Source organism: Nonomuraea sp. B19D2 (assembly GCF_040137845.1).
Classification (GTDB): domain Bacteria; phylum Actinomycetota; class Actinomycetes; order Streptosporangiales; family Streptosporangiaceae; genus Nonomuraea.
This window is the reverse complement of sequence record NZ_JBEFAK010000009.1, coordinates 181,587-207,281: the sequence shown is the minus strand read 5'-3', so window position 1 is coordinate 207,281 and position 25,695 is coordinate 181,587. Positions and strand designations below refer to the sequence as shown.

The 25,695-nt window shown below is 70.8% G+C and carries 25 protein-coding genes; 6 read left to right on the top strand and 19 right to left on the bottom strand.

From position 1 onward, the window contains the following. Positions 1–71: 71 nt before the first annotated feature. Positions 72–971, bottom strand: a complete 900-nt coding sequence (murQ, locus tag ABN273_RS19345) for an N-acetylmuramic acid 6-phosphate etherase (RefSeq protein ID WP_349450303.1) — start codon at positions 969–971, stop codon at positions 72–74. A gap of 58 nt (positions 972–1,029) precedes the next feature. On the opposite strand from murQ, the gene ABN273_RS19340 reads away from it, so the two are divergent. Then, a complete protein-coding gene (locus ABN273_RS19340) occupies positions 1,030–2,139 on the top strand; it encodes an exo-beta-N-acetylmuramidase NamZ family protein (protein ID WP_349450302.1) in 1,110 nt (369 codons plus the stop codon). A 5-nt stretch (positions 2,140–2,144) separates the two neighbouring features. On the opposite strand, the gene ABN273_RS19335 is transcribed toward ABN273_RS19340, so the two are convergent. The 8 genes from ABN273_RS19335 to ABN273_RS19300 all read right to left on the bottom strand — a co-directional run bounded on the left by ABN273_RS19335 (position 2,145) and on the right by ABN273_RS19300 (position 11,084). Continuing rightward, positions 2,145–3,023, bottom strand: a complete 879-nt coding sequence (locus tag ABN273_RS19335; RefSeq protein ID WP_349450301.1) for a GNAT family N-acetyltransferase — start codon at positions 3,021–3,023, stop codon at positions 2,145–2,147. Further along, positions 3,023–4,033: an ABC transporter ATP-binding protein gene (locus ABN273_RS19330; protein WP_349450300.1), complete on the bottom strand. Its 1,011-nt coding sequence runs from the start codon at positions 4,031–4,033 to the stop codon at positions 3,023–3,025. The genes ABN273_RS19335 and ABN273_RS19330 overlap by 1 nt, the downstream gene beginning before the upstream one ends. After that, complete coding sequence (locus ABN273_RS19325) at positions 4,030–5,022, bottom strand: ABC transporter ATP-binding protein (RefSeq protein ID WP_349450299.1); 993 nt, start codon at positions 5,020–5,022, stop codon at positions 4,030–4,032. The genes ABN273_RS19330 and ABN273_RS19325 overlap by 4 nt, the downstream gene beginning before the upstream one ends. Positions 5,023–5,026: 4 nt before the next feature. Next, positions 5,027–5,926 (bottom strand): ABC transporter permease, encoded by a 900-nt coding sequence (locus tag ABN273_RS19320; protein ID WP_349450298.1) that lies wholly within the window; start codon positions 5,924–5,926, stop codon positions 5,027–5,029. Next, positions 5,923–6,933, bottom strand: a complete 1,011-nt coding sequence (locus ABN273_RS19315; RefSeq protein ID WP_349450297.1) for an ABC transporter permease — start codon at positions 6,931–6,933, stop codon at positions 5,923–5,925. Before ABN273_RS19315 ends, ABN273_RS19320 begins: the two co-directional genes overlap by 4 nt. An 11-nt stretch (positions 6,934–6,944) precedes the next feature. Beyond that, positions 6,945–8,765 (bottom strand): ABC transporter substrate-binding protein, encoded by a 1,821-nt coding sequence (locus tag ABN273_RS19310; RefSeq protein ID WP_349450296.1) that lies wholly within the window; start codon positions 8,763–8,765, stop codon positions 6,945–6,947. Positions 8,766–8,928: 163 nt separating this feature from the next. Beyond that, the gene (locus ABN273_RS19305; RefSeq protein ID WP_349450389.1) at positions 8,929–9,894 is read right to left on the bottom strand and encodes a zinc-dependent alcohol dehydrogenase family protein; all 966 of its coding nucleotides are present in this window, start codon (positions 9,892–9,894) and stop codon (positions 8,929–8,931) included. Positions 9,895–9,896: 2 nt separating this feature from the next. After that, the gene (locus ABN273_RS19300; RefSeq protein WP_349450295.1) at positions 9,897–11,084 is read right to left on the bottom strand and encodes a M20 metallopeptidase family protein; all 1,188 of its coding nucleotides are present in this window, start codon (positions 11,082–11,084) and stop codon (positions 9,897–9,899) included. Positions 11,085–11,145: 61 nt separating this feature from the next. On the opposite strand from ABN273_RS19300, the gene ABN273_RS19295 reads away from it, so the two are divergent. The 3 genes from ABN273_RS19295 (at position 11,146) to ABN273_RS19285 (ending at position 13,638) form a co-directional block, all read left to right on the top strand. Continuing rightward, a complete protein-coding gene (locus ABN273_RS19295) occupies positions 11,146–11,925 on the top strand; it encodes an HAD-IIA family hydrolase (RefSeq protein ID WP_502911070.1) in 780 nt (259 codons plus the stop codon). Positions 11,926–11,968: 43 nt separating this feature from the next. Continuing rightward, positions 11,969–12,595 (top strand): hypothetical protein, encoded by a 627-nt coding sequence (locus ABN273_RS19290; RefSeq protein WP_349450294.1) that lies wholly within the window; start codon positions 11,969–11,971, stop codon positions 12,593–12,595. Between the two features lie 650 nt (positions 12,596–13,245). Next, on the top strand, positions 13,246–13,638 hold the full coding sequence (locus ABN273_RS19285; RefSeq protein ID WP_349450293.1) for a hypothetical protein: 393 nt from the start codon (positions 13,246–13,248) through the stop codon (positions 13,636–13,638). On the opposite strand, the gene ABN273_RS19280 is transcribed toward ABN273_RS19285, so the two are convergent. The 8 genes from ABN273_RS19280 to ABN273_RS19245 form a co-directional block, all read right to left on the bottom strand. Further along, on the bottom strand, positions 13,601–14,092 hold the full coding sequence (locus ABN273_RS19280) for a S26 family signal peptidase (RefSeq protein WP_349450292.1): 492 nt from the start codon (positions 14,090–14,092) through the stop codon (positions 13,601–13,603). The two genes, ABN273_RS19285 and ABN273_RS19280, sit on opposite strands and share 38 nt — an antisense overlap. Beyond that, complete coding sequence (locus tag ABN273_RS19275) at positions 14,089–15,930, bottom strand: ABC transporter ATP-binding protein (protein ID WP_349450291.1); 1,842 nt, start codon at positions 15,928–15,930, stop codon at positions 14,089–14,091. Before ABN273_RS19275 ends, ABN273_RS19280 begins: the two co-directional genes overlap by 4 nt. Beyond that, entirely contained in the window at positions 15,927–16,475 is a 549-nt protein-coding gene (locus ABN273_RS19270) for a TlpA family protein disulfide reductase (RefSeq protein WP_349450290.1), read from the bottom strand. The genes ABN273_RS19275 and ABN273_RS19270 overlap by 4 nt, the downstream gene beginning before the upstream one ends. A 63-nt stretch (positions 16,476–16,538) precedes the next feature. Then, positions 16,539–16,724 (bottom strand): hypothetical protein, encoded by a 186-nt coding sequence (locus tag ABN273_RS19265; protein WP_349450289.1) that lies wholly within the window; start codon positions 16,722–16,724, stop codon positions 16,539–16,541. Positions 16,725–16,874: 150 nt separating this feature from the next. Then, on the bottom strand, positions 16,875–19,604 hold the full coding sequence (locus ABN273_RS19260; RefSeq protein ID WP_349450288.1) for an AfsR/SARP family transcriptional regulator: 2,730 nt from the start codon (positions 19,602–19,604) through the stop codon (positions 16,875–16,877). A gap of 77 nt (positions 19,605–19,681) precedes the next feature. After that, complete coding sequence (locus ABN273_RS19255; protein ID WP_349450287.1) at positions 19,682–20,215, bottom strand: NADPH-dependent FMN reductase; 534 nt, start codon at positions 20,213–20,215, stop codon at positions 19,682–19,684. Between the two features lie 116 nt (positions 20,216–20,331). Beyond that, a complete protein-coding gene (locus tag ABN273_RS19250; RefSeq protein ID WP_349450286.1) occupies positions 20,332–22,320 on the bottom strand; it encodes an ABC1 kinase family protein in 1,989 nt (662 codons plus the stop codon). A 64-nt stretch (positions 22,321–22,384) separates the two neighbouring features. Further along, entirely contained in the window at positions 22,385–23,314 is a 930-nt protein-coding gene (locus ABN273_RS19245) for an acyl-ACP desaturase (RefSeq protein WP_349450285.1), read from the bottom strand. A 77-nt stretch (positions 23,315–23,391) separates the two neighbouring features. Between ABN273_RS19245 and ABN273_RS19240 the strand changes: the two genes are divergently transcribed. Next, a complete protein-coding gene (locus tag ABN273_RS19240) occupies positions 23,392–23,832 on the top strand; it encodes an NUDIX domain-containing protein (protein ID WP_349450284.1) in 441 nt (146 codons plus the stop codon). A 101-nt stretch (positions 23,833–23,933) separates the two neighbouring features. Here the strand turns inward: ABN273_RS19240 and arfB are convergent, their stop codons facing one another. After that, the gene (gene arfB, locus ABN273_RS19235) at positions 23,934–24,341 is read right to left on the bottom strand and encodes an alternative ribosome rescue aminoacyl-tRNA hydrolase ArfB (protein ID WP_349450283.1); all 408 of its coding nucleotides are present in this window, start codon (positions 24,339–24,341) and stop codon (positions 23,934–23,936) included. Between the two features lie 134 nt (positions 24,342–24,475). On the opposite strand from arfB, the gene ABN273_RS19230 reads away from it, so the two are divergent. Further along, entirely contained in the window at positions 24,476–25,252 is a 777-nt protein-coding gene (locus tag ABN273_RS19230; RefSeq protein ID WP_349450282.1) for a hypothetical protein, read from the top strand. Between the two features lie 17 nt (positions 25,253–25,269). On the opposite strand, the gene ABN273_RS19225 is transcribed toward ABN273_RS19230, so the two are convergent. Beyond that, positions 25,270–25,545, bottom strand: coding sequence for a helix-turn-helix domain-containing protein (locus ABN273_RS19225; RefSeq protein WP_349450281.1), 276 nt, complete (start codon positions 25,543–25,545; stop codon positions 25,270–25,272). Positions 25,546–25,695 lie beyond the last annotated feature (150 nt).

The following is a 25,695-nucleotide window of genomic DNA, read 5'->3' as shown; positions in this document are numbered from 1 at the left end:
CATCCCCCTCCTGCCGGCCCCTGCCGTCCGGAGCGCCCCTCCGTGCGGGGCGCCCGTCGTCCCGGGCCCGGTTAGCCGCTCAGCGCGTCGCTGAGGCGCTCCCCGTGTGACTCAAGCAGCGCGCGTGCCCCATCGGCGTCGAGCCCGTGCTGGATCATCAGCACGGCGATCTTCGCCTGCCCGCCGGCCGCGCCCAGCGCCGCCTCGGCCGTCGCGTGGTCGGCGCCGGTGATGTCGCTGACCATGCGCAGCGCGCGCCCGGCCAGCTTGTTGTTCATCGCCGACATCTCGATCATCTTGTTGCCGTACGTACGGCCGAGCTTGACCATCGAGATCGTGGAGATCATGTTCAGCACGAGCTTCTGAGCCGTGCCCGCCTTGAGTCTCGTCGAGCCGGTCACCACCTCGGGACCCACGACGACCTCGATCGCGTGCTCGGCGGCGGCCGACAGCGGCGCGCCGTCGTTGCACGACAGGCCGACGGTGAGCGCGCCGCGGGCGGACGCCTCAGCGAGCGCGCCGAGCACGAAAGGGGCCCGCCCGCTGGCGGACACGCCGACCACCGAGTCGAGCGGCCCCACCGCCAGGTCCTTCAACGCGGCGGCGCCGGCCTCGGTGTCGTCCTCCGCACCCTCGACGGACCGGGTGAGCGCATCCGGCCCGCCCGCGATGACGCCCTGCACCAGCGACGGATCGGTGCCGAACGTGGGCGGGCACTCGCTGGCGTCGAGCACGGCCAGCCGGCCCGACGTGCCAGCGCCGACGTACAGCAGCCGGCCGCCGTCGGCCATCCGCGCGGAGATCGCGTCGATGGCCGCCGAGATCGCCGGGATGGCCACCGCGACGGCGGCGGGCACGGCGGCGTCGGCCTGGTTCATGAGCCTGGCGATCTGCTCGGTCGGCAGCCGGTCGATCTGGCTGTAGCGGGGATCGCTCTGCTCAGTGGACAGCTCGGGTAGCGGATCAGTCATGACGCTAATTTCCACCTTCTCCTTCACACTTGTAAATATCTTTCAGACAATGGCTTTCATGGCACATGTACGAACCGGAGCCGAACGGCTGGCCGCGGATCCCGCTCTCGCGGGCGGCACCCGCCTCGGCCTGATCACGAACCCCACCGGAGTCCTGCCCGATCTCACCCCGACCCCGGACGCGCTGCTGGCCGCAGGGGTGAACCTGACGGCGCTGTTCGGTCCCGAGCACGGCATGCGCGGCACCGCCCAGGCGGACGGCAGCGAGGCCGACAGCGTGGACGAGAAGACCGGGCTGCCGGTGTTCGACACGCACAAGCTCGAGGGCGAGGCGCTGGACCGGGTGATCGCGGGGTCTGGCGTGGACACGCTGGTCTTCGACATCGCCGATGTGGGCACCCGGTTCTACACCTACGTCTGGACGATGTACGACCTGCTGGCCTCGGCCGCCCGGCTCGGGCTGCGGTTCGTGGTCCTGGACCGGCCCAACCCGCTCGGCGGGACCGTCCAGGAGGGGCCGCTGCTCGACCCGGCGTTCGCCAGCTTCGTGGGCCGCTTCCCCCTTCCGGTCCGGCACGGCAGGACGGCGGGGGAGCTGGCCACGCTGTTCGGGTTCGACGTGGACCTGCGCGTGGTCGAGATGGAGGGCTGGCGGCGCGACATGACGTTCGCCGAGACGGGGCTGCCCTGGGTGATGCCGTCGGTCAACATGCCCACCCTGGACACCGCGCTGGTCTACCCGGGCACCGGGCTGTTCGAGGGCACGAACTTCTCCGAGGGACGCGGCACCACCAGGCCCTTCGAGCTGGTCGGCGCCCCGTACGCGGATGCCGGGTTCGCCGCCGCGCTGGCCGAGCTGGGCCTGCCGGGCGTGCGGTTCAGGGAGACGTGGTTCACGCCCACCTTCCACAAACACGCGGGCGTCCCCGTGCGCGGCGTCCAGCTCCACGTGCACGACCGCGAGGCGTTCAGACCGGTGCTGACGGGCCTGTCCATGCTGTACGTGGCCCGCACCCGCTATCCGGACGAGCTGCGCTGGTGGGGCCCCGACCTGTTCATGGACCACCTGTGGGGCTCCGACACGCTCACCCGCTGCCTGGACGCGGGCGAGGACCCCCGCGGCCTCTGCCCGCCACCGGGAACCCCTGAAGGACCACTGCTCTATTAGCGGCATCACGCCAGGTCGCGCCGGTAGAGCCAGAAGACGCGTTCCGCTCGCGCGCCGACGGCGTGCGAGTAGAACCGCAACGGCCCCACCCACCCGATCTGGGCGCTGGCCTGCCCGGCGGCCCGCTGGTCCGCCAGGCACCTGCGCAGCAGCACGCGTCCCACGCCCAGCCCGCGGGCGTCCGGCGAGGTCCCCATCGGCCCGAACCAGCCGGGCCGGGCGCCCCAGGCGGCGAAGCCCAGGACGCGCCCGTCGCGCTCGGCGTAGTGCAGCCCGGCCGCGTGCGTGGCCTCCCAGGCCCAGCGCTCGTTCCACTGCTCACGAACAAAGGTGGCGACCCGCTCCCGGGCAGCCTCGCCATCTGGACCGGCCGCGAGCACACGCACCCCGGCCTCCTCCAGCCGCCGCAGGTCGTCCTCGACGGACAGGTCGGTGCTCAGGTCGGCCGTCATGTTCCAGGCGACCTGGTAGCGCTCGTAGCCGAGGCTCTCGGCCAGGCAGGCGGCGGCGGTGTAGCGTACGTCGATGCCCGGCCAGGCGTAGCACGGCGGGTTGCCGGCGAAGCGCGCCTGCCGCGCGCCCTGGCCCCGCAGCCACTCCTCGGCCGCCCGCACCAGCGCCCGCCCGCGCCCCTGCCCCTGCACGGAGGGGTGCACGGCCAGCAGGTCGATGTGCCCGGCCGCCGGATCGCCGGCCGACAGGGACGCCATCACGACGCCGCCGTCGGTGGCCAGCGCCGTCCAGCGCCGCTCCGCGGGAGGGCGCGAGAGGTAGCCGACCAGGCCGGCGGCCTCCGCGGCGTCCAGCGTGAGCGCGGCGGTGGCGACCTCGGCCGCCTCCGTCAGATCCGCGGCCAGATCGGTGACCTGCACAGCGTGGGACATCACACCTCGCTCATCGGGCGGGCGATCACGCTGCGGCGCTCGGGGTAGAAGCACGCGTGCTCCTGCGGCACCCCTTCCGCCAGCTGCAGCAGCGGCCGCTCGCTCGTGCACCGCTCGCCCCTGAACGGGCAGCGGCGGGCGAACAGGCAGCCCTCGTCCGACTGGCTCTCGTCCAGCGACTCCAGCGGCGTCACCGGGTGCTCGCCGGGCTCCTCCAGGCCGTGCAGCACCGGGATCGCGGACAGCAGCGACTGCGTGTACGGGTGCACGGGGTCGGCGATGACCGTGTCCACGGGGCCGCGCTCGACGACCTGGCCGCGGTAGATGACGTACAGCTCGCCGTCGTCGCCGATGTAGCGGGCCGTGGCCACGTCGTGGGTGATGAACAGCACGCTCACGCCGAGCCGCTCGCGCAGGTCCTTCAGCAGCGCCAGGATGCCCAGCCGGAGCGACACGTCGATCATCGAGACGGCCTCGTCCGCGACGAGCATCTCCGGGTCGACGGTCAGCGCGCGGGCGATGACCACGCGCTGCCGCATGCCGCCGGACAGCTGGTGCGGGTAGCGCGACAGCACCGTGCCGGGGTCGAGACCCACCAGCGACAGCACCTCGGCCGCCCGCTCGTCGATCCACGACCGTGACCGCCCGGTCTGCCTGGCCCGCAGGCTCAGCGGGGCGTACAGCGTCTGGTGGATGGTCCTGGTCGGGTTCAGGGCCGAGTACGGGTCCTGGTGGATCATCTGGATCTTGCGGAAGTGCGGCTGGCGCTGCTTGTGCTTGAGTGACGACATGGAGACGCCGTCGATCAGGATCTCGCCCTCGTCGTACGTCTCCAGCCCGGCGATGATCCGGCCCAGCGTGGTCTTGCCGCACCCGGACTCGCCGATGAACGAGGCCGCGCCCCCCTTGGGGATCGCGAAGTCGACCCCGCGCAGCGCCCGCACCTCACGGGCGCCCAGCATCTTGCCGCGCTGCTTGAACGTCTTGACGACGCCGGTCCCAGTGATCATGCGTGCTCCTTCACGTTCACGGTCACGGCGTGGCAGGCCACGACCCGGGACCCGTCGGCGACCGCGTCGGGATCGACGGTGTCGCAGACGTCCATGCGCAGCGGGCAGCGCTCCCTGAACACGCAGCCCTCCTTCGGCACGGTCGCCAGCGTCGGCGGCCGGCCGGGCAGCGCCCGCGCCTCGTCGATGTCGCCGACAAGCCGCGGGATGGCCTTGATCAGGCCCCTGGTGTAGGGGTGCTTCGGCGAGCCGAGCACCTCCCTGGTGGGGCCCTGCTCGACCAGCCGCCCGCCGTACATGACGGCCAGCCGGTCGGCCACCTCGGCCACCACGCCGATGTCGTGCGTGATGACGAGGGTGGTGAGGCCGCGCTCCGCGTGGACCTCGCGGACGATCTTCAGGATGTTCGCCTGGGTGATCATGTCGAGCGCGGTCGTCGGCTCGTCCAGCACCACCAGGTGGGCGTTGAGCACCAGCGCCAGCATGATGCCGACCCGCTGGCGCATGCCGCCGGACAGCTCGTGCTGGTGCGAGTCGAGCACCCTGGCCCCGTCCAGCCCCATCCGGCCGAGCAGCTCCTTGGCCTCGCGCACCAGGGCGCGCAGGTCCTCGACGCCGTGCGAGCGGCCCAGGTCGAGCAGCTGCTTGCCAACCGTCTTGAGCGGGTTCAGGGAGTTCTGGGCGGCCTGGAAGACGTACCCGATGTGCTTGCCCCTGGCCTTGCGCAGCTGCTCGCCCCGCAGGCCCACCACGTCGCCGAGCCCGTCGATCTCGACGCTGCCCGCCGCGATCCTGCCCGGCGGCTGGACGGCGTTGAGCAGCGACAGGGCCATCGTGGACTTGCCGGACCCCGACTCGCCGACGATGCCGGTGATCGAGCCGGGCTCCAGGGTCAGGCTGACGTCCCTGACGGCGGGCAGCTCGCCCGCGGGGGTCTTGTAGACGACCGTGAGGCCGTCGATGCGCACTCCCGGCGCTGTCTGCGTCACTTGCCTACTCCTCGCGCAGCCGGGGGTTGAAGATCTCGTCCATGGCGTCCACCACGAGCACGATGGCCAGCGTCAGCAACAGGATCGCCAGCAGCGGCCCGATGAGGAAGCCCAGCGCGCTCGGCACGGTGAGCGCGCCCGAGCGGAACACGGCGGTGTTGAGCATCTGCCCCCAGTTGTTCGACTCGTACGGCAGCACGCCCAGGAAGAACAGGCCGACCTGGGCGTACACGCCGCCGGTGACCGCGATGAGCATGTTCATCGCGATGTACGGCGCCATGCTGGGCAGCAGCTCCTTGCCCACGATGTGCGTCGTGGACAGGCCGAGCCCGCGCGCCGCCTCGATGAAGCCCCGCTCGCGCAGCGACAGCGTCTGCGAGCGTACCGCCCGCGCCACGCCGCCCCAGCTGAGCAGCCCCAGCACCAGGCCCATCTGGATCGCGCTGTTGAACTTCCACACGGTGGAGAGCACCAGCAGCAGCGGCAGCCCGGGGATGGTCAGCTTCATGTCGGTGAGCCGCATGAGCACGTTGTCCCAGCGGCCCCGCTTGAAGCCGGAGAACAGCCCGATGCCGGCGCCCACGACCACGGTGATGACCGCGGTCACCAGGGCGGCCAGCAGCACGTACCGCGACCCGGTGACCACCAGGGCGATCACGTCCCTGCCCTGGTCGTCGGTGCCGAGCCAGTGCTCCCAGCTCGGTGGCCTGGTGATCTGGCTCGGGTCGCGGGGCAGCTGGGCGGGGTAGAACATGGGCCCGAAGACGCCCATGAACACGAACCCGAGCATCAGCACGACGCCCACCATGCGGCTGGGCTTGCGCTTCATCACCCGCCACACGCCCGCCCAGAAGTTGCGGCGCATCGTGGCGCTCGTCGACGAGCTCTCCAGGAGCACGCTCATGACGACACCTCCTCCCCGCTGCGGACCCGCGGGTCGATCACGGAGTAGAACAGGTCGGCGAGGATGTTCGCCACGATGATGGACACCGTGATCAGCAGGAACGCCCCGCCCATCAGTGCGTAGTCACGCATGGTGATGCTGTCGAGGAGCAGCAGGCCCAGTCCCGGATAGTTGAAGATCCGCTCGATGAACACCGCGCCGCCGAGCAGCACGCCGAGCGAGAGCGCGAGGATCGTGAAGAGCGGCAGGATCGCGTTGCGCGCGATGTACCTGAAGATGATCGACCGCTTCATCCCGCGCAGCTCCGCCGCCAGGATGAAGTCGTCGCCGAGCACGGTCACCACGCTCGACTTCATCGCCAGGATCCACCCGCCGTAGGCCGCCAGCGCGTACGTCAGCACCGGCAGCACCGCGTGCTCGACCAGCGAGCCGATGTAGCCGGCGTTGAACCCGGGCTCGAACAGGATGTCCACGGGCCCGTCGGCCGGCAGGATCGGGATCAGCGTCGCGAAGATCGCGCTGAGCAGCAGGCCCAGCACGTACTGCGGCACGCCGTGCAGCAGCGACCCCGAGATGGCCAGGATGTCGCCGAGCTTGCCCGAGCGCTTGATGGCCGCGTAGACGCCCATGACGATGCCGACCAGGAAGCTCAGCAGCGTTCCCGCCAGCACCGGCAGGACGGTCCACTTGGCCGCCTCACCGAGCACCTGGGTGACCGGCGCGCCCGCGTGGGTGACCGACTGCCCCAGGTCGAAGCGGAGCAGGCCGGACATGTACTGGATGTACTGCTCCCATAGCGAGCCCTTGGGCTGGAACCCGTACAGCACGCGCGTCGCCTGCTCGGCTGTCTGGGGATCCATGCCCTGCTGGATCAGCTTCTGCACGTTAGCGGCGACCGGGTCGCCGGGGATGCTCCTCACGATGAAGAAGCTGATCGTGGCTACGACGAGGATCATGACGATCCCGCGGGCCAGGTGGCCCGCGAGTCGTCGTGCGATGACTACCATAGGCTCTTTCTCTATTGCTTGGCCTTGATGAGGCCCAGCTGGATCCAGACTCCGGCGGGCAGGCGCAGCAGGTCGCTGTCCTGCTCAGGCCAGCCGGTGAACCGGCCGGTGTTGGTGAACTGCGTGTTCACGTAGTCCCAGAGCTGGATGGCGGGCAGGTCCTGGTTGGCCGTCTTGGCGAGCTCCAGCATGATCGGCTTGGCCTGCTCGGCGGTGGCCGCGTTCAGCTTGGCCGTGAGCTCACCCGGGTTGACCTTGCCGACGCCCTGGACGTCGAGCTGCTCCGCGCTGCCCATCCAGTTGCCGCCCTTGCCGGGCGCGCTGTGCGCGACCTTGCCCGCGACGTTGGTCCAGCCGTTGGAGGCGCCGTAGAGGCGCTGGAAGATGTCGTACGGCGCGGGGCCGAGCGCCATCAGCCAGAAGCCGGCGTCGTACTTGCCGGCGGCGATCTCCTCGAGGTAGACGGGGAAGTCGGCGACGGTCACGACCTCGGCGTCCACGCCGTTCTCGATGAGCTGGCTCTTGATGTTCTCCTGCGCGGAGATCCAGTCGGAGAAGCCGGACGGCGCGTGCATCGTGACCTTCCACGGCGAGCCGTCGGCCAGCGCCCACTTGCCGCCCTTCTTCTGCAGGCCGGCCTGCTTGAACTCGGCCTCGGCCTTGGCCACGTCGTGCTTGTACGGCTCCAGGGTGGACAGCTCGGAGCCGAGCCACTCCTGCGCGGGCTTCTGGTGGATGCCGGAGGTCGTCACGGCCGCGGTGCCGCCCTCGGGCGAGGCCACCTTGGTCACCTGGTCGCGGTCGATCAGGTAGGCCAGGCCGCGCCGCACGTGCACGTTGTCGTACGGCTTCTTCGACTGGTTGAACGCCAGGCCGACGGCCACCGGCGAGAAGCCCTTGATCGGCTGCGAGCCGGGCGCGTTCTTGATCCGGGTCATCACGTCCGTCGGAGCGGCGACGAAGCCGGAGTGGTCGAGCTTGCCGGCGGTCAGGTAGTTCCAGATCTGCTCGTTGCCGCTGTAGTTGAGGAACTTCACCTGCGCGGGCGCGACCTGCGCGGCGTTGTAGAAGTTCTTGTTCTTCACCAGCAGGGCCTCGCCGGGGTTCACCCGCTCCAGCGTGAAGGGACCGGCCGAGACGTCCTTGGGCGGCGCGAAGGCGAGCACCTTCTGGCCGATGGCGAGGATCTCCTCGCGCGCCTTGTCGGCGTCGGCGCCGGTGCCCCTGGAGGTCTTGAGCTTGTCCCAGAAGTCGGCGGGCAGCAGGCTGCCGAAGACGTGCGCGGGCACGACCCAGCTGTCCATGACGCCCCGGGCGAACTTGGAGCTCGGGTTCTTCATGTCCTGGGTGACCTTGACGGTCTTGGCGTCGACCACCTGGATGTCGGCCGCCACGCCCGCCGCGCCCGGCGTGATCGCGAACGCGGTGCTGCCGGCGGTGTAGGCCAGCCCGAGGGAGAGCTTCACGTCATCGGCCGTGACCGGCTTGCCGTCGGACCACTTGCCGTTCGGCTGGATGTGGATGGTGACCGAGGAGTTGTCGGGAGCGATCTCCCAACTGGCGGCGATGCCGGGGTAGAACTGGTTCGGGTCGGTCAGGTGGTTCTTGACCCAGCCCAGCTTCATCGCGTTGTAGCCCATGAAGGAGTTGCCCTTCGGCGCCCAGGGGTTCGCCGGGCCACTCGCGTCGATGCCGGGCCGGTTCACGTCGATCGTCGTGAAGAGCCCGCCGCCGCCGCCCGAGCCACTGGAATTGTTGGTGGAACCACCGCTGCACGCTGCTGTCGCGGTGGCAAGACCCAGCAACGCGACTACCGCTGCCAGTCGTTTCATTTGCCGCTCCGGGGAGATGTCGGGACCTGTCGAAGATCTGTAGGGATTGACCGGACACTACGATCGCGCCTGATCCGCGTCAATAATCTCCAGTGGTTGTGAGGCTAATGTAACTTTCCTTCATCAGTGTGCGGATTGGAGCTAAGCGCCGTCAAGTAATCGGTCAGCTGTTTACCAAGACTGCCGCCCCGTTGACCTGGTCATTCGCCAGATCGGTGAGTGCGCGGTCCGCCTCTTCGAACGGGTAGAGACTCGTCGTCACGCGTGGCGGATGCGCCAGCGCCAGCTCCAGGTAGGCCCGCCCGTCGGCCCTGGTGTTGGCCGTCACGCTGCGTAGCGTGCGCTCCTGGAAGAGATGCCGCTCGTAGTCCAGAACGGGCACATCGGTCAGATGAATTCCCGCGATGGCCAAAGTGCCGCCCCGGTCGAGCGCTTCGAGCGCCGCTGGGACCAGGGTACCTACCGGCGCAAACAGGATGGCCGAGTCCAGCGGCTCGGGCGGTATGTCGCCCGCCGACGCGGCGCCCAGCTCGAGCGCGAGCGCCCTGGAGGCCGCGGATCTGGTCACCGCGTGCACGACTGCGCCCTGCGCGATGGCGGCCTGCGCCGTCAGGTGGGCCGAGGCCCCGAACCCGTAGATCCCCAGCCGCCCGCCCGGCGGCAGGTCGCAGCGGAGCAGCGCCCGGTAGCCGATGATCCCGGCGCACAGCAGCGGCGCCAGCCGCTCGGCGGGCACGTCGCCGGGCAAGGGGTAGACGTAGTCGCGGGGCGCGACCAGATATTCGGCGTACCCGCCGTCGGCGTCCCACCCCGTATAGGTGGAACGGGGGCAGAGGTTCTCCGTCCCCCGCAGGCAGTAGCGGCACGTGCCGCAGGTGGAGCGGAGCCAGGCCACGCCCACCCGCTCGTCCGTGCCCGCCACTCTTCCCACCACCTGGTGACCGGGCGTGGTCCGCGGCCGCCGCGGCTGGAGATCGCCCTCCGCCAGATGCAGGTCCGTACGGCACACGCCGCACGCCTCGACCCGCACCAGCACCTCGCCGGGCCCCGGCTCGGGCACGTCCAGCTCGACGAGCTCCAGCGGCCGGGTCGCCATCGGCCCCGGCTCGGCCACGACCCACGCCCGCATGGTCACGACAGCCTGGAGTGGGCGAGCGAGGCGTAGAGCGCGGCGCCGTCGGGCAGCACGGCGTCATCGAAGATCGCCTCGGGGGAGTGGTTGTAGGGCGCGGTGGCCGGATCCCGGTCGGGCGGGCACGCCCCCAGGAACACGAACGCGCCCGGCACCTCCTCCAGCACGTACGAGAAGTCCTCGGAGCCCATGACCGGCTGCGGCGACACGAAATACCGTCCAGGGCCGAACAGCTCGTCGGCCGTCCTGCCCACGAACTCGGCCTCGCTGTCGTTGTTCACCGTCACCGGGTAACCCATCCCGAACGACGCCTCGACCTCCAGCCCGTGCGCCGCCGCGATGCCCTGCACGACCTCCACCAGCCGCCGCTTGACCTTCGCCCGGTTGTCCTTGCTGAACGTGCGCACCGTGGCCTCGAACCTGGCCTCGTCGGGGATCACGTTGTCCGCCGACCCGCCGTGGAAGCTGCCCACCGTCACCACCACGGGGTCGAACGGGTCGAACCCCCTGGTCACCATGGTCTGCAGCGCCGTCACCATCTCGCAGCCCGCCTGGATCGGGTCCAGCGACCGGTGCGGGCTGGAGCCGTGCCCGCCGCGCCCCTTGACCGTCACGAGGAACGTGTCCGCCGCCGCCATGATCGGCCCCGGCCGCGACGCGAACAGCCCCGGCGGCAACATCGCGGACACGACGTGCATCCCGTACGCCGCCACCGGCCGTGCGCCCGCCGCCTCGAGCACGCCCTCACCGATCATGTGCTTGGCGCCCTCATGCCCCTCCTCACCCGGCTGGAACATGAAGATCACATCACCCGCCAGCTCCTCGCGCCGCGCGCTGAGCAGCCGCGCCGCCCCGGCCAGCATCGCGGTGTGCAGGTCGTGCCCGCACGCGTGCATCTGGCCGGGAAGCCGCGAGGTGTACGGCAGATCGTTCTTCTCGGCCACGGGCAGCGCGTCCATGTCCCCGCGCAGCAGCACGGCGGGCCCCGGCCGGCCGCCCCTCAGCACCGCCGTGACGGAGCTGAGCGAGGTGCCGGTCTTCACCTCCAGCGGCAGGCCCTCCAACGCGGCCAGGACCTTCTCCTGCGTGCGCGGCAGGTGCAGGCCGAGCTCCGGCGTGGTGTGCAACGAGTGACGGAGTTCGACGAGCTCGTCACGGATATCAAGGGCTTCATCGGTGAATGTCATGAAGAACATTGTTCATGCAGGGGACGGGAAGTCGATAAGGCGCGCTCGCTACGATGAGCCTGTGACTGAGCGCAAGCGGATCGACTCGTGGTTGTCAGACATGGACGGCGTCCTCGTCCACGAGGGGCGGCCGGTCCCCGGTGCGGACGAGTTCATCAAGCGGCTCAGCGAGTCCGGCAAGCGGTTCCGGGTCCTGACGAACAACTCGATCTACACTCCGCGCGACCTGTCGGTGCGCCTGGCCGGGGCGGGCCTCGAGGTGCCCCCCGACTCCATCTGGACCTCCGCGCAGGCCACCGCCCAGTTCCTCGACGACCAGCGCTCGGGCGGCTCGGCGTACGTGATCGGCGAGGCGGGCCTGACCACGGCGCTGCACCAGGTCGGCTACGTGCTCACCGACCTCGACCCCGACTACGTCGTGCTCGGCGAGACCCGCACCTACAGCTTCACCCAGATCACCCGGGCCATCCGCCTCATCGAGGGCGGCGCCCGCTTCATCGCCACCAACCCCGACCCCATCGGCCCCTCCACCGAGGGCTCGCTGCCGGCCTGCGGCGCCGTGGCCGCCCTGATCACCAAGGCCACCGGCGTGGCCCCCTACTTCGTCGGCAAGCCCAACCCCCGCATGATGCGCAGCGCCCTCAACGAGATCGAGGGCCACAGCGAGACGACCGCCATGATCGGCGACCGCATGGACACCGACATCGTGTCGGGCATGGAGGCGGGCCTGTTCACGATCCTGGTCCTCACCGGCGTCACCCAGCGTGCGGAGATCGACCGCTTCCCCTACCGCCCCTCGCTGGTGGTCGACTCGGTGGCCGATCTCATCGACCTCATCTGAACCTGACCACTTCTGACAGGTACGGGTGGCACGCTTGCACGTCATGACCCGCGTCTACCTGGAGATCGGCCCGAAGAAGGTGTTCGCCTGCTCGCTCGACTGGCCCGGCTGGTGCCGCGTCGCCAAGGGCGAGGAGGCCGCTCTCGACCTGCTCATGGAGTACGTCCCCCGCTACGGCGTGGTGGCCGCGCGCGCCGGCCTGGAGTTCTCGCCGGGCGACCCGGTGGTGGTGGCACGGGTTCCCGGCAGTGACATGACAGACTTCGGCGCGCCGTACGCGGTCCCCGACCTGGATCAGGAGCCCCTGTCGTCCGCGGCGGCGGAACGCGGCGTCGCCCTGCTGCGGGCGGCGTGGGCCCTCTTCGACGAGACCGCCGCCACCTCGCCGGAGGACCTGCGCAAGGGGCCCCGCGGTGGCGGGCGCGACCTGTCGCGCATCGTCGATCACGTGTCGAATGCCGAGCGCGCCTACGCCAGGAAGGTGGACGTCCGCCACAAGCCGTACAAGTCGCCCGGGGATCGGGACGCGATGCGGGCGGAACTGGCCGACGTGCTGTCCCGCCCTTGGGAGCCGCCCCAGACTACCGGCTGGCCGCCCCGCTACGCGCTGCGCAGCAGCGTCTGGCACGTCCTCGACCATCTCTGGGAGATCGAGGACCGCCGCCGGTAGCAACCGGTCATGGCAAAGAATCCACCCTGATTTCATCGAGTTATGGCCAAGGCCGCTCACTGACTGCAACCATATGGTGACCGAAAGCGGGGGCGGGTCCCAAGGGATGGCCGTGCCCGTCCAGCAAGCGCAAAGGTGTCACTCGCTCCCCGGCCATAAGGCCGGGGCTCGCCCCGCTAGATGGGGCGGGCCAGGGTGACCAGACCCAGCCACCACCAACAAGGGAGGTGACCTTGGTGGCTACGTTGGACACACGTCAGCAGATCCACTCCGCCGTGCTTCCTCAGCGGCGGACCCTGGAATCCGCGTCAGCAGACAACCCCGGGAGCAGGGACGAAACGGGACGCGGACGCCTTCGGGCAGCGGAGTGCCCAACATGGTCGAGGGGAGACCCGCACGGCTTCACCTGGCCGTACGGGCGTCACCCGCGTAAGCGGAGAACAAGGTCGTGAGACCGCACCCCGTGCCACCCCGCACGCCTTCTGGCTGCGGGGTGGCACGGAACTCCTTGACGCCGGTTCGCCTGACGGCGAAACGGCTTTCCCTGCCCCGCTACGCAGGAAGTCCGTTTCCTCCACGGCCTTAAGGCCGGAGTATCCACGGAGAAGAAAGTCTGATGACGTGTGGACGTACAAGCGGAGATTTTCGATTTGAAGCTCCGTGTCGAAGGCCTCGAGACGTGTGGTCGGCTCAACGGCGCGGCCTCGGGGGCCAAGGGCGAGCAGCAACTCCTAAACGAGATCAACGAACGGGCCAAGCGCCTGGAGTCAGAGATCGCCGCCATGAGGGCAGAGGTGACGATGGCGCGTACCGAGACGATGGAGCAGTTCGCGGCCGTGGACGTGGAGGTCGCGGCCATCCGGCGGGAGGTGAACGCCCGCTTCGCCGCCTCGCCCGCCGAGGACGACTTCGTCCCGACGCAGATAGCCGACGAGTTCGCGACCGTGCGCTCGGAGATCGCGCAGGAGTTCGACTCGGTGCGGTCCGAGCTGCTCGACCTGGGCATCAAGGTCGATCGGCTGCTGAAGAAGGACTGTATGTGAGCGGCTGTCCCACCTTGCGCAGCACCACGCCGAACAGGCGTTCCGCTGCCAGATAGCCGGCGTGGCGGGAGTCGTGCGAGCGGTCCGGATTGTCGCCCAGCACGACCAGCCGCCCGTCCGGCACCCGCGTACCCGGCGCGGTCCGCAGGGCGGGGACGGTGTCGCGCGGTATCGGGTCACCCGGCACGGCCGCGACGCGCTTGATGATCCAGCGCGAGCTCACGCTCGGCTGCGGTTCCCCCGAGCGCCCGCCTGGCGGGGTTTGCGCGAGCACGACGACCTGCCCGGCCTGCAATGATCCAGGCGGCGTCCGGCGGACGAGCACGCGCTCGCCGGGCCGGTACGCCGGCAGCATGCTCTCCCCTTCGACCGTCACCACCAGGTAGCGGCGGCGCAGCCAGACGACCGTGAGAGCGAGGCCGGCGACGGCGAGCGCGGCCACCGCGCCGGTCACCGGGCCGCTCCCGTCGGTTCGGCGTCGTCCAGGTAGCCGGCCGCCTGCCGGGTGAACAGCTGGGCGTACGTGCCGTCCTCGGCCAGCAGCGCGGCATGCGTGCCCGCCTCGGCGACGACGCCGTCGGCCAGCACCACGATCCGGTCGGCGTCACGGACCGCGCCGAGGCGATGGGAGATGACCACGCTGGTGCGTCCGGACCGCAGCCTCGCGAGGTGGCTGTGCACCTCGTACTCGGCCTCGGGGTCCAGGCCGGCGCTCGGCTCGTCGAGGATCATCAGGTCCTGGTCGCGGCGCAGGAACGCCCTGGCGAGCGCCAGCCGCTGCCACTGCCCGCCGGAGAGCAGCACACCGTCGTTCTGCTCCTCTTCCTGGTCGGCGGGGAAGCCGCGGCTCAGCATCGTGCGGTAGCCGTTCGGCAGGGTCGCGACGGCGTCGTGGACACCGGCGTCCCGTGCCGCCCGTTCGAGCCGCGCCTGGTCCTGGGCGGCGGAGAGATCACCCACCGCTATGTTGTCGGCCGCCGTCAGCTCGTACGACACGAAGTCCTGGAAGACGGCGCCGATCCGGGCACGCAGCGCCTCCGGCGGCACGTCGCGGATGTCCACGCCGTCCCACAGGATCGCTCCGCGCGTCGGGTCGTAGAAGCGGCACAACAGCTTCACGAGCGTGCTCTTGCCGGTGCCGTTCCGCCCGACCAGCGCGACCGTGTCCCCGTTCGGGATGAACAGGTTGACGCCGCGCAGGATCCACGGATGATCCTCGCTGTAGCGGAACCAGACGTCGCGCAGCTCGATGCCCCGGCGGAGAGGGGGCATCGACAAGGGACGGCCCGGCGTCGGGAGGTCGGGTCCGGCGCTCACGATCGTGATGTGGTGATGAAGGGTCAGCAGGTGCTCGTACGCCATCACGCCAGCCGACACCATGCTGTCCAGCGCCGCCTGCACACCGGCGACCGCCGCCACGAACATCGCCACGTCGCCGACGCTGAGCCGCCCCTGCCCCGCCGCCAGGATCGCCCAGACGAGGCCCGCTCCTGCCACGATCGCCGAGGCGCCCGACAGGCTCGCGTGGATGCGGAGCTCCCGCCGATCCAGCCGGCGGCGTTCGGCGTTCGCGGTGCGCAGCTCGGCCAGCATGCGAAGCCGCAAGAAGGGGCCGAGGTCGAACAGGCGGATCTCCTTGGCGGCGTCCACGGTGGACATCAGGTGCGCGTAGAACATCTCGCGACGCTCGGCCGGCCCGATCCGCCACAACATCGTGTTCCGTTGCCGCGACATCCGCAGCTCGATGAGCAGCGCCGGCAGGGCCGACAGCACGACCAGGACGGTGAAGGCGGAGTTGACGAGTGCCAGGGACGCGACGAAGCCGGCGACCGTCACCGCGCTGCGAGCGGCGGTGAGCGTGGTGTCCACCAGCCTGCCGGGGTTGCTCGCGCTCTGCTGGGCCAGCCGCAGCCGGTCAAGGAACGCCGGGCTCTCGAACCGGGCCAGACCGGTGAAGCCGGAGACCGCCGCGAACAGCTCGTCCTTCGCGTGCAGTGCCGTCCGGCGATCCACCTCGGCACGCAGGTAATGTCCCGCGTGCGTCGCCGCCGCGGCGGCCGTGGTGACGACGGCGACGGCCACCGCCAGGGCGAGCAGCGTGCCGGTTTGCCGTAGCGCCACCCCGTCCAGCACGGCCTTGGTCAGCCAGGCCACGGCGATCGGGGTGGCCGAGCCCACCAGTGTGACCGCCAGGTAGGCAAGGACATGGGCGGGCGCCGACCGCCACACCATCGCGGCGGCGCGTGCCGCGCTCCTCGCCAGCCCCTGCGGCGTCGGTGCCGGCTCGCTCACGCAGGCGACCCGGCCGGCAGCCGGGAGACCTCGGGCGCCACCGCGAGCAGCTTGCCACCCGCGGCCACCTGGAGGAACGTCGGGAACGAGTGCACGCCGAACGCGTTGCTCACAGCGCTGTCCACGATCACCTCTGCCACGGGCTGCAGAGCGCTGACCATCTCCGCGGGGTCACCCGATCGGTTGTCGACCACCGCCAGCACCCGCGAGCGGTCCTGGTCCGCGGCCCACGAGGCGAAGCCGGGAAGCTTCTCATGGCAGCCGGAGCAATCGGGCGACAAGAACGCGACGACCGTCCCGTCCGTCAGGAGATCCCGGGTGAGACGGCTCCCGTCCACCGTCGTCGCCTCGAAATCACCGGCGACGTCGCCGACGGCCGGCCCCCCGCCCGGCCCGGAAGGGCCGCCCATCAGGTCGACGGCTTCATACAGTCCGTCCAGCAGCTTGGTGTGCTCCCGAAGCCGCCGGACCACGCCGAGGGTCAACACCAGATCCACCAGGCACAATGCGCCGACGAGGGCCACGACGGCGATCAAATAGGGCATGAGACAACCTTCCGTGTGAAGGGCCCGGCCGGCCTGCCAGCCGGGCCCCCGGTCAACGTGCGGTCAGGAGCAGTAGATGTAGCTCTTGCAGCCGCCGCAGCTGGAGCTGCCGTTCGGGTAGTAGCAGCAGTACTTCGCGGTGAACGCTGGGAAATTGCAGCACTGGTAACCGCAGTCGGCCGCCCTGGCCACGGTGTGCGGCGCGATCAGCTCGAGGAGCCGGTCGGCCATTCTGGTCACGACGCGCATAGAACTTTTCCTTTCGGTCGTTCCGGCGGGCCCGCGCCCGCCCATGCGAGGCGGTACGCCGGCCTGCGCCGCCGTCCCGCCGCACGTCGCAGCCTGCGCCAGAGCGCTGAGCGATTTCTCAACGATTTCTCAACGGCCTGTCCCAGCAGGTCAGGCCGGATGATGAAACGCAGCGACGCGGTCGCGGACCTGCGCCGCCTTCGCGTCGTCGAAGGCGTCGAAGAACTCCGCCGCCTGCTTCCAGACGTCGAGCGCCGCCGCGATGTCACCCGCCCGCACGTGCGTCTCGCCCAGGCGGACCAGCGTCTCGGCGGCCGCGTGCCGGTCGTCGCAGTCGCGCAGCAGCTCCACCGCCCGCTCGAAGCAGGCCACCGCTCCCGCGAAGTCGCCCTTGAGGTGCAGCACGTGGGCGACGCTGTCCCAGGCGTGGCCCTCGCCCTGGGTGTACCCGTGGTCGGCCAGGAGCCGCTGGGCCCGCCGGCAGTCGGCCAGCGCCTCGTCGTACTCGCCGGTCCCGGCTCGCAACAAGCCGGAGTTGTTCAGCGCCCGCGCCTCTCCGACGACGTCGCCGGCCTGCCGGAACAGCTCCAGCGCGTGCAGCGTCTGGCCCAGCGCCTCGCCGGGCCGCAGCCGGCTCAGCACGACGGTCAGGCCCAGGTGGATGTGGGCCAGCAGGACCGGTTCGCCGAGGTCCCGGTGCAGCTCCACCGCCTGCTCGAAGTGCTCGACGGCCTCGCGGTCGCGGCCGAGCCTGACGTGGGCGCGGGCGATGCTGTTGTGGCAGCGGGCCTGGGCCAGCCGGTCGCCGAGCCGCCCGGCCGCGTCCAACGCCACCGCATGCGTGCGCAGGATCTCCTCCCAGAGGCCGCGGCGCTGCATGAACTCCGCGAACGCCCACGGCAGCTGCCACGCGTGCCGGTCGAACCCGGCCGCGGTCGCCTCCGCCAGCAGCGCCGGCAGCGCCACCGACTCGTCGGCGTACCAGCGCAGGGCCTCCGCCTGCCCGGCGAACCGCTCCACCACGGCACCCCGCGCCGGCGGGTCCAGCGGCAGGCTGTCGCGGTGCGGGTAACACACATCGTTGGCGGCGCACGCCGAGTGCAGGTAGTGGTCCAGCAGCCGTCGCGTCGCCGCCCGCCGAACCGCCCGGCTGTCGGCGGCGCGCCCCTGCTCCGCCGCGTACACGCGCAGCAGGTCGTGCAGGTGCAGGCGGCCGGGCGCGCGGATCTCGATCAGGTTCGCGCGGTCGAGGTGCGTGGCCGGCTCCCGCGTGCTGTCCACCGGCAGAGCGGCCAGGCTCGCCGCCGCCGGCAGCGACAGATGCGGCCCGGGATGTTGCCCGAGGCGCCGGAACAGCCGGGCTGCGGGCGCGGGCAGGTCCTGGTACGAGCGCCCGAACACGCCGCGCAGGTCGACCGCGGGGTCGCTGTGGGCGAACGGCTCCAGATCCGCGCCGGCCCGCTCGAGGTCCGCGGCGGCCTCGCCCAGCGGCAGATCGGCGCGCTGGGCCAGCTGCGCCGCGACGATCGCCAGCGCCAGCGGCAGCCGGCCGCACCGCCGGATGATCCGCGCGGTGGCCGCCGGCTCCGCCGCCAGCCGTGCCTCGCCCAGCCACGCCACCAGGAGGCGGTAGGCGTCGTCTCCCGGCAGGACGTCCAGATTCAGCAGGTACGCCCCCGCCGTGACCGCGAGGCCGGACAACTCGGAGCGGCTGGTGACCAGCGTCAGGCACCCCGGCGCGGTGGCCAGCAGCGGCCGGACCTGGGCGGCGTCGTGGGCGTCGTCGAGCACGACCAGGACCCGCCGGCAGGCCAGCATGCTGCGGTAGAGCCCGATCTGCGCCTCGAAGCCCGAAGGCACCTGGGCTTCCGGGACGCCGAGCGCGCCGAGGAGCCGGGGCAGGACCACGGCCGCGTCGGCCGGGCCGACCGTGCCGAGATCGGCATACAGCTGCCCGTCGGGAAAGCGGTCGCGGTGCAGGTGAGCCCAGCGCAGCGCCAGCGACGACTTGCCCACCCCGGGCGGCCCGGAGATCGCGCAGACCGTCGCGGTCGCCGGACGTTCGCCGGGTGCGATCGCGGCCAGCGTTTCCAGTTCCGGCGCCCGCCCGACGAAGTGCCTCAGGCCGACCGGCAGCTGTGCCGGGACCAGGCGCGCCGGCTCGGTCGCCGGGCCGGGGCGCAGCAGCATGCGATGGACGCGCTGCAGCGCCGTACCCGGCTCGACACCCAGCTCCTCGGCGAGCGTCCGGCGTACCCGGGCGAAGTGCGTCAACGCCTCCGCGGTCCGCCCCCACGCGTGCAGTGCCTCGATCAGCGCGGCCGCCACCAGTTCGTCCAGCGGATACTCCTCGGCCAGCGGCGACAGCGCCGCCACCGCGGCGGCGGCGTCGCGGCCGCTCACCACCCGTGCCCAGCGCAGCAGGGTCTCCTTGCGTGCGTCACGCAGGCGGTGGCGGGCCCGTTCGGCCCATTCGCCGGGCAGCCCGGTCAGCGGGTCGCCGCGCCACAGCGCCAGAGCCTCGCTCAGCGGCGGCACCGGATCAGGCGCCGCCAGCGCCTGGTCGGCGAGGCGGCGGAACCGTGGCACGTCCACCGCGGACTCGTCCACATCGAGCAGATAGCCCCCGAGCCGGTGGACGACGGAGCCGTCATCGGCGAGCACGTCGCGCCGGATACGTGTGATGACGGTGTGCAGGGTGCGCCGCGCGCCGGGCGGAACCTGTTCGCCCCAGATCCGGAAGAGGAGCGACTCGACGGACACGACCCGGCCGACCTCCCACGCGAGCGCGGCGAGCGCGAGCGCGACCTGCGGCGGACGCACGGGCCGGCTCTGCCCCGAGCGCTCCACCTCCACCGGTCCGAGTAACCGAATCAGCACGACGCCCCACCTCCCTGCCCGTGGATCTTCGAGCGTAACGAGACGCGCCGACTTCGGCAGGAAGATCGTGAACCGGATCAGAGCGACAGCGCGGGCTCCATGACCTCGGCGGGGCAGAGCCGGCCGATCACCGCGCGCACCTGGGCGCGCAGGGCGGGATCCGCGAGGTGGCCGTCCTCGTCGAAGTGGGGGCAGGCCGGTGAGATCACCAGCTCGTCCCCCATCACCACGGCGCCCGCCGCCTGGAGGTGCTTGTACAGCTCCGCCTGCGCCCACATCGCGCCGCACGCCCGGGCGCTCGCGCTTATCACCGCCACGTGCTTGCCCGACAGCCCGTTCCGCGCAGACATCCACTCCAGCGCGTACGTCAGCTCCACCGGCAGCAGGCTGTGCTCGGGAGCGGTCAGCAGCACCGCGTCGGACGCGGCCACCAACCGGATGAGCTGCCGCGCGGAAGCCGGTACCGGACCGCGCGTGTACGGCGGGATCTCGCCCAGCCCGGACCACACCGCGAAGTCGACGCCCACGGGCATCTCCCCACCCGCCGCGTCCAGCATTCTGTTGATAAACGACCCCGCGTGGAGACTGGCGGCGATCCCGAGTATTTTCACCCTCTGCTCCAAAGAGGTTACGGATAGTACCCAGAACTTGCCCGATGCCGGGGATGTCCAAGACCAGCTCCGGGTCAAGAGCCGCACACGCTTCGCCGACTGATGGAGCGGTGGCCCTACCGGCCTCGCGAGCCGTTCGGGTACGTGTGCTGATCGTCTGATGGACGCGGGCGGCGGAAGATCACGGCGAGTACACGCAGTGCCAGAATGGCGGAGATCACCAGCAGGTTGTAGCCGATGAGCTGGAACAACGAGGTGTTCGGCAACACCGGCGGGCCGCCGTCCGTCCCGAGGAGGATGACCCCCATCACCCCGGCCGTGGCGCCGAGCACCGTCAGGAGCACCTGGTGGAGCAGGCCCGTCACGTAGCCGCGGTCGCGCTCGTCGGCGAGCAGCCGGACGTTCATGCTGAACCTGCCGTGCTCCGCGGCGCTCGCGATGCGCTCGACGCGGCGCGGCAGGCGGCGCAGCATGGGCAGCAGCGCGGCCAGCTCCTGGGTGACGGTCTCCTTGATCGTCTCGGGGCCGACCTGGTCGGCGAGGTAGCGGCCCGCGAACGCGCGTGCCTCGCCGATCAGGTCGAACCCGGGGTAGAGGCGTACGAGCGTGCCCTCCAGCGTGGCCAGCGCACGGAAGACGGCGGCTACCTCGGGCGGGATCGACAGACCGTAAACCGAGACGATCCTGAACAGGTCGGTGAACAGCTGCGCGCTGTCCATGCCGGGCGTCAGATGCCTGGCCATGAACTGGCCGAGCGCCCGCTCGAGGCCGGCCTCGTCGATGTCCTCCGGCCTGGGCACCACCTCCAGCAGCGCGTCCGTGACCCCGAGGGGGTCCTGCCGGTTCATGGCGAGCAGGAAGCGCTGCAGCGCCGAGCGCACGGAGCCGTCGAGCCGGCCGACGGAGCCGAAGTCGAGCAGCCCCAGGGTGCCGTCCTCGAGCAGCATCAGGTTGCCGGGATGCGGGTCGGCGTGGAAGACACCCTCGACGAGGATCTGCCTGAGCAGGCAGTCGAGCAGGTCGCGGGCCAGCCGCGGCCCCTGTTCTGGGGCGGCCGTGGTGATCGGCCTGCCCGACAGGCGGCGCATGACGAGCACGCGTTCGCTGCACATGGCGCTGATCGGGGCGGGGTACGTGACGCCGCCGCTGGAGGCCGCGACGGCGGCCATGTTGGCTGCCTCGACACGGAAGTCGAGCTCCTCGCGGATCGCCGTGGCGAACCCTTCGGCCAGGTCGCGCAGGCCGAGCGAGCGGCCCCAGCGGGTGCGCGACTCCAGCGTGGCCGCCAGCCGCCTGACGATGTCGAGGTCCTTCGCGACGACCGACCCGATCCCCGGCCGCCGTACCTTGACCACGACGCTCTCGCCGGTGTGCAGCCGGGCGGTGTGGACCTGCCCGATGGAGGCGGCGGCCAGCGGCTCCCTGCCGAACTCGGCGAACACCTCCGCCACCGGCCCGCCCAGCTCGGCCGTGAGCACCGGCTCGATCTGCTCCCAGGGCGCCGGGGCGACCTGGTCCTGCAGCCGGCCCAGCTCCTCGACGAACTCGGCGGGCAGCAGGTCACGCCGGGTGGACAGGACCTGGCCGAGCTTGACGAACGTGACCCCGCCGTCGTCGAGCGCCTCGCGCAGGGACCTGGCCAGCCGCACCGTGCCCGGACGGTCCGCCAGCCGCTCGCCGCGGCCGCGCAGGTACGGGCCGAGGCCGTGCCTGATCGCGATCCTGGTGATCTGCGAGTAGCGCCTGGACCGGGAGACGCGGCCGCGTACGGACCTGATCAGCTCCAGCGGCCCCGGCAGCGAACCGGGCGGCACCAGCGCCTCGGCCAGCACCAGGATCACCATCGGGATGAGCACCACGCACATGACGATGAGCAGCAGGAGCCCCAGAGCCGCGGCGGGGGGCGGCTGCCGCACATCGACCGCGCCGAGCGAGCCCAGGATCGGCTCCAGCAGCGGCCGGGCCAGCCCGAAGGCGACCAGCGCGGCCAGGAAGGTGCGCAGCCTGCCGAACCTGACGTTCAGCAGGCGCTGCGCCGCCGCGGCCAGCGCGATGATCGTCAAGAGCGTGAAGACGCCGAGAAGCAGCTGGGTGGGGAGATCCATAGGTGAGGATCATTCCACGGCGGCGCGGTCCCCTCGCTCGCGTGGCCGCAGCCCTCTGGAAGGGTCAGCGTGCCGCCGCGGCGCGTGCCCGGCGCTCCTCCCGGCGCTCGACGAACCTGGCGGCCGTCGCCTCGGTCTTGGCCAGGAACGCGGCCAGCTCCTCACGGGCCTTCTCGCCCTCGGTGCCCAGCCCCGTCTTGTCGAACACCGACCACTGCCGCAGCACCGGCATCAGCACGTCGTCCAGGTGGAGGCGCAGGTCGTAGATGCCCTCGTTGGCGATGATCATGGCCTTGCGGGCGAAGCCGTCGATGCCCGTGCCCGGCATCTGGAAGGTCGTGACGACGTCCGTCACCGCACGCATGGTCTGGCCGGGATCGAGCTCGAAGGCCGCCTTGAGCAGGTTGCGGTAGAAGAGCATGTGCAGGTTCTCGTCGGCGGCGATCCTGGCGAGCAGCCGCTCGCAGCCCTCGTCGCCGGAGGCCCTGCCGGTGTTGCGGTGCGCGATGCGGGTGGCCAGTTCCTGGAAGGAGACGTACGCGAGCTGCTGGAGCATGGTGCCGTACTCGGAGGTGAAGCCGTTGGCCATGTGGTGCATGCGGGCCCGCTCGAGCGCCACGGGGTCGACGGCGCGGGTGACCGTGAGATAGTCGCGGAGGGCGGTGCCGTGCCGGTCCTCCTCGGCCGTCCAGCGGTGCACCCAGGTGCCCCAGGCGCCGTCGCGGCCGAACGTGCTGGCGATCTCGTGGTGGTAGCTGGGCAGGTTGTCCTCGGTCAGGAGATTGACGATGAGCGAGACGCGGGCCGCCTCGGGGATCTTCGAGTCGCCTTCCTGCCACGCCTCGCCCCCGTAGATGCCGTCGAAGTCGCGGCCCTCGCTCCACGGGATGTACTCGTGCGGGAACCACTCCTTGGCCATCTTCTCGTGGCGGTCGAGCTCCACAGCCACGACGGGCTCCAGCTCGTGCAGCAGCTCCGTCTGAGTCATCGCCATAAAAGATCTTCTCCTTCAGGTTACGGTACCGTAGGTTAGGCTACCGGAAGGACATACCGGTCAAATAGGGTGGCCGTATGCGACCCAGTGTCCGTGGTGTCCTGCTCGACCATAATGAACGGCTGGTGCTCTTCCGGCGTACGGTGCCGGGACGTGACGTCTACTGGAGCATCCCCGGCGGGCATGTCGAGCCCGGGGACGACACGCTGGAGCACACTCTGCACAGGGAGATGCTCGAGGAGCTGGGCGCGACGGTGTCGTCGGTGACGCCTCTGACCACCGTGTCGTACCCGTGGCAAGGCGAAATCAAGACGCAGCACGTTTACGGCTGCCGCCTGGTGTCCATGGATCCGGAGCTGCGGCACGGGCCCGAGTTCGAGGATCCGTCGAGAGGTCTGTACGAGGTGGAGCGGGTGCGGCTGGACCGGTCGGAGATCACCTCGCGCCATCTGGTCCCCGAGGCGGTGGCCGGCTACCTGTCCGAGCACATCGCCGCGCTTCCCCGCCTGATCACCTAGGGCCGCGCCTTCCCTCCCGAGCGGGCCGCGCCTTCGTTCCCGAGCGGGCCTCGCCGAAGTGCGGAGGGACTCGGATCAGACCCGGTGACAGAGGAGTCGGGTCAGGGATCGCGGCGCAGGCGCTTCAGGTCGGAGCGGTGCTTCTTGGCGGCGATGCGGCGCTCGACGGCGCCGCGACTGGGCTTGGTCGGGCGGCGGCGCCTTGGCGGCGGGGCGATGGCCTCGCGCAGGCGCTGCGCCAGCCGGTGCGCCGCGGCCTCCCTGTTGCGCAGCTGGGAGCGGTATTCGGAGGCGGCGATCGTGATCGTGGAGGCGCCCAGCCGGTCGAGCGCCCTGGCCTTCAGCGCGGGCGGCAGCGCGGTGGTCGCGGCCACGTCGAAGGTGAGCTCCACGCGGCTGTCGGTGGTGTTGACACCCTGGCCGCCGGGGCCCGACGAGCGTGAGAAACGCCAGACGAGCTCGGCGTCCGGAATGACGACCGAGTCGTTGACGATCAGCGGGCCGGGCATGACTGGGGCTCCTGTTCTCCTTCTGCAACGGATGTCACCGTATATGAGCGACATATACCGCCCGCAACGGCATTTTCAATCACTGCCGTCACTGCGAATATGGAGGGAACGTCCCGCAGGAGAGGCGAAATTCCATGCAGCCACCCTCGGCCACGCAGATTGGCCTGACCGTGGTGCTGGCCATTGTTTCCGCTGTCGGATTCCTCCTCTTGAGGTGCCAGGGCAAGGGGCGTCCGTTCGGGCCGGCGGGGCGGTGGCTCGCGATCGCCGTCACCACGCTGACGGGGTGCATGTCCGCCGCGGTCGCGCTCGTGAGCGGCATGGTCCTGAGCGAGAACCTCGCCACGGTGCTGGGCGCCGTCGCGCCGAGCGGGCTCTGGCTGAGCCAGATGCGGGGCCAGGAGGACGAGCGGCGCTCGCTGGCGCGTCAGGCGGCGACGATCTGGCTGGTGTCGCTGCTGGCCAGGCTCGACCAGGCGATGGCCGAGGATCAGCGGATCTGGTGCGAGAAGCGGGTGGACGACTCGTGGAACGTCTACGAGCTCAGCCTGGCCGCCAACCGCTACCACGCCCGGATCGCCGAGCGGCTCTCGCCGGAGGAGCGCAGGCGGGAACGCATACACGCCAGGCTCGACGCGATCGAGCGGCGGCTGGACGTGGCGGCGCTGGTCGAGGACGGGGCTTCGCGCTCGAAGGTCGTCACGGCGCTGAACGGGTCGCGGCACACGCGGCTGGCCAGGTACGAGCGGTATCTGAACGACCTGACGCGGCTGCACGGCGTGCTCAGGCACGACGCGGAGGCCGACCTGCTGCGGCTGCTCGCGTCGGCGTACCGCGCGGGGTACCGGTCGCTGCCCCCGTTCGTGCCGCACGGCATCGCCCAGCGCGACGCCGAGGTGCGTACGAGATGACGCGGGCGCGGCGCCGGTCAGGCGGGGTCGTGAAGGAGGATCTCCGAGCCCTCGGCGTCGCCGAGCGTGAACTCCAGGCGGGCGCCGAGCGCGGCGACGACGGTTTCGAGCGTGCGGAGCGTCAGGTTCTCGTCGCCGGACAGGATCTGGCTCACCCGGCCCGCGGAGACGCCCATCGACGCGGCCAGGTCGGCACGGGAGATCTTGTGCTCCCGCATGTACCAGGTGATCTCGTCCACGACGTTCTGGGCGAGACCGCCCACCTCGTCGCGGGTGCTCCGGCGGAAGGCCATCACGGTCTCGCTCTCGACGCTCGTCTACAGGCTCATCTACCTATGTCCCCACTTTAGTTCTACCTAAATCTTTAGGCAAGCCTAAAGTGCGGACCCCTGGGCGATGGCGGACTGCAAGGGGCGTGTGCCACCATCGCGCGTAACGATCAG

Excerpts from the sequence above, each read along its gene's own strand:
- ABN273_RS19305 (WP_349450389.1), bottom strand. The coding sequence starts at position 9,894 with ATGCGGGCGTGGGTCGTGGCCGAGCCGGGGCCGATGGCGACCCGGCCG.
- ABN273_RS19245 (WP_349450285.1), bottom strand. The coding sequence starts at position 23,314 with ATGGCGATGACTCAGACGGAGCTGCTGCACGAGCTGGAGCCCGTCGTG.
- murQ (WP_349450303.1), bottom strand. The coding sequence starts at position 971 with ATGACTGATCCGCTACCCGAGCTGTCCACTGAGCAGAGCGATCCCCGC.
- ABN273_RS19290 (WP_349450294.1), top strand. The coding sequence starts at position 11,969 with ATGACCCGCGTCTACCTGGAGATCGGCCCGAAGAAGGTGTTCGCCTGC.
- ABN273_RS19300 (WP_349450295.1), bottom strand. The coding sequence starts at position 11,084 with ATGACATTCACCGATGAAGCCCTTGATATCCGTGACGAGCTCGTCGAA.
- ABN273_RS19330 (WP_349450300.1), bottom strand. The coding sequence starts at position 4,033 with ATGATCACTGGGACCGGCGTCGTCAAGACGTTCAAGCAGCGCGGCAAG.
- arfB (WP_349450283.1), bottom strand. The coding sequence starts at position 24,341 with ATGCCCGGCCCGCTGATCGTCAACGACTCGGTCGTCATTCCGGACGCC.
- ABN273_RS19225 (WP_349450281.1), bottom strand. The coding sequence starts at position 25,545 with ATGGCCTTCCGCCGGAGCACCCGCGACGAGGTGGGCGGTCTCGCCCAG.
- ABN273_RS19320 (WP_349450298.1), bottom strand. The coding sequence starts at position 5,926 with ATGAGCGTGCTCCTGGAGAGCTCGTCGACGAGCGCCACGATGCGCCGC.
- ABN273_RS19270 (WP_349450290.1), bottom strand. The coding sequence starts at position 16,475 with ATGCCCTATTTGATCGCCGTCGTGGCCCTCGTCGGCGCATTGTGCCTG.
- ABN273_RS19315 (WP_349450297.1), bottom strand. The coding sequence starts at position 6,933 with ATGGTAGTCATCGCACGACGACTCGCGGGCCACCTGGCCCGCGGGATC.
- ABN273_RS19265 (WP_349450289.1), bottom strand. The coding sequence starts at position 16,724 with ATGCGCGTCGTGACCAGAATGGCCGACCGGCTCCTCGAGCTGATCGCG.
- ABN273_RS19250 (WP_349450286.1), bottom strand. The coding sequence starts at position 22,320 with ATGGATCTCCCCACCCAGCTGCTTCTCGGCGTCTTCACGCTCTTGACG.
- ABN273_RS19230 (WP_349450282.1), top strand. The coding sequence starts at position 24,476 with ATGCAGCCACCCTCGGCCACGCAGATTGGCCTGACCGTGGTGCTGGCC.
- ABN273_RS19240 (WP_349450284.1), top strand. The coding sequence starts at position 23,392 with ATGCGACCCAGTGTCCGTGGTGTCCTGCTCGACCATAATGAACGGCTG.
- ABN273_RS19340 (WP_349450302.1), top strand. The coding sequence starts at position 1,030 with ATGGCACATGTACGAACCGGAGCCGAACGGCTGGCCGCGGATCCCGCT.
- ABN273_RS19335 (WP_349450301.1), bottom strand. The coding sequence starts at position 3,023 with ATGTCCCACGCTGTGCAGGTCACCGATCTGGCCGCGGATCTGACGGAG.
- ABN273_RS19310 (WP_349450296.1), bottom strand. The coding sequence starts at position 8,765 with ATGAAACGACTGGCAGCGGTAGTCGCGTTGCTGGGTCTTGCCACCGCG.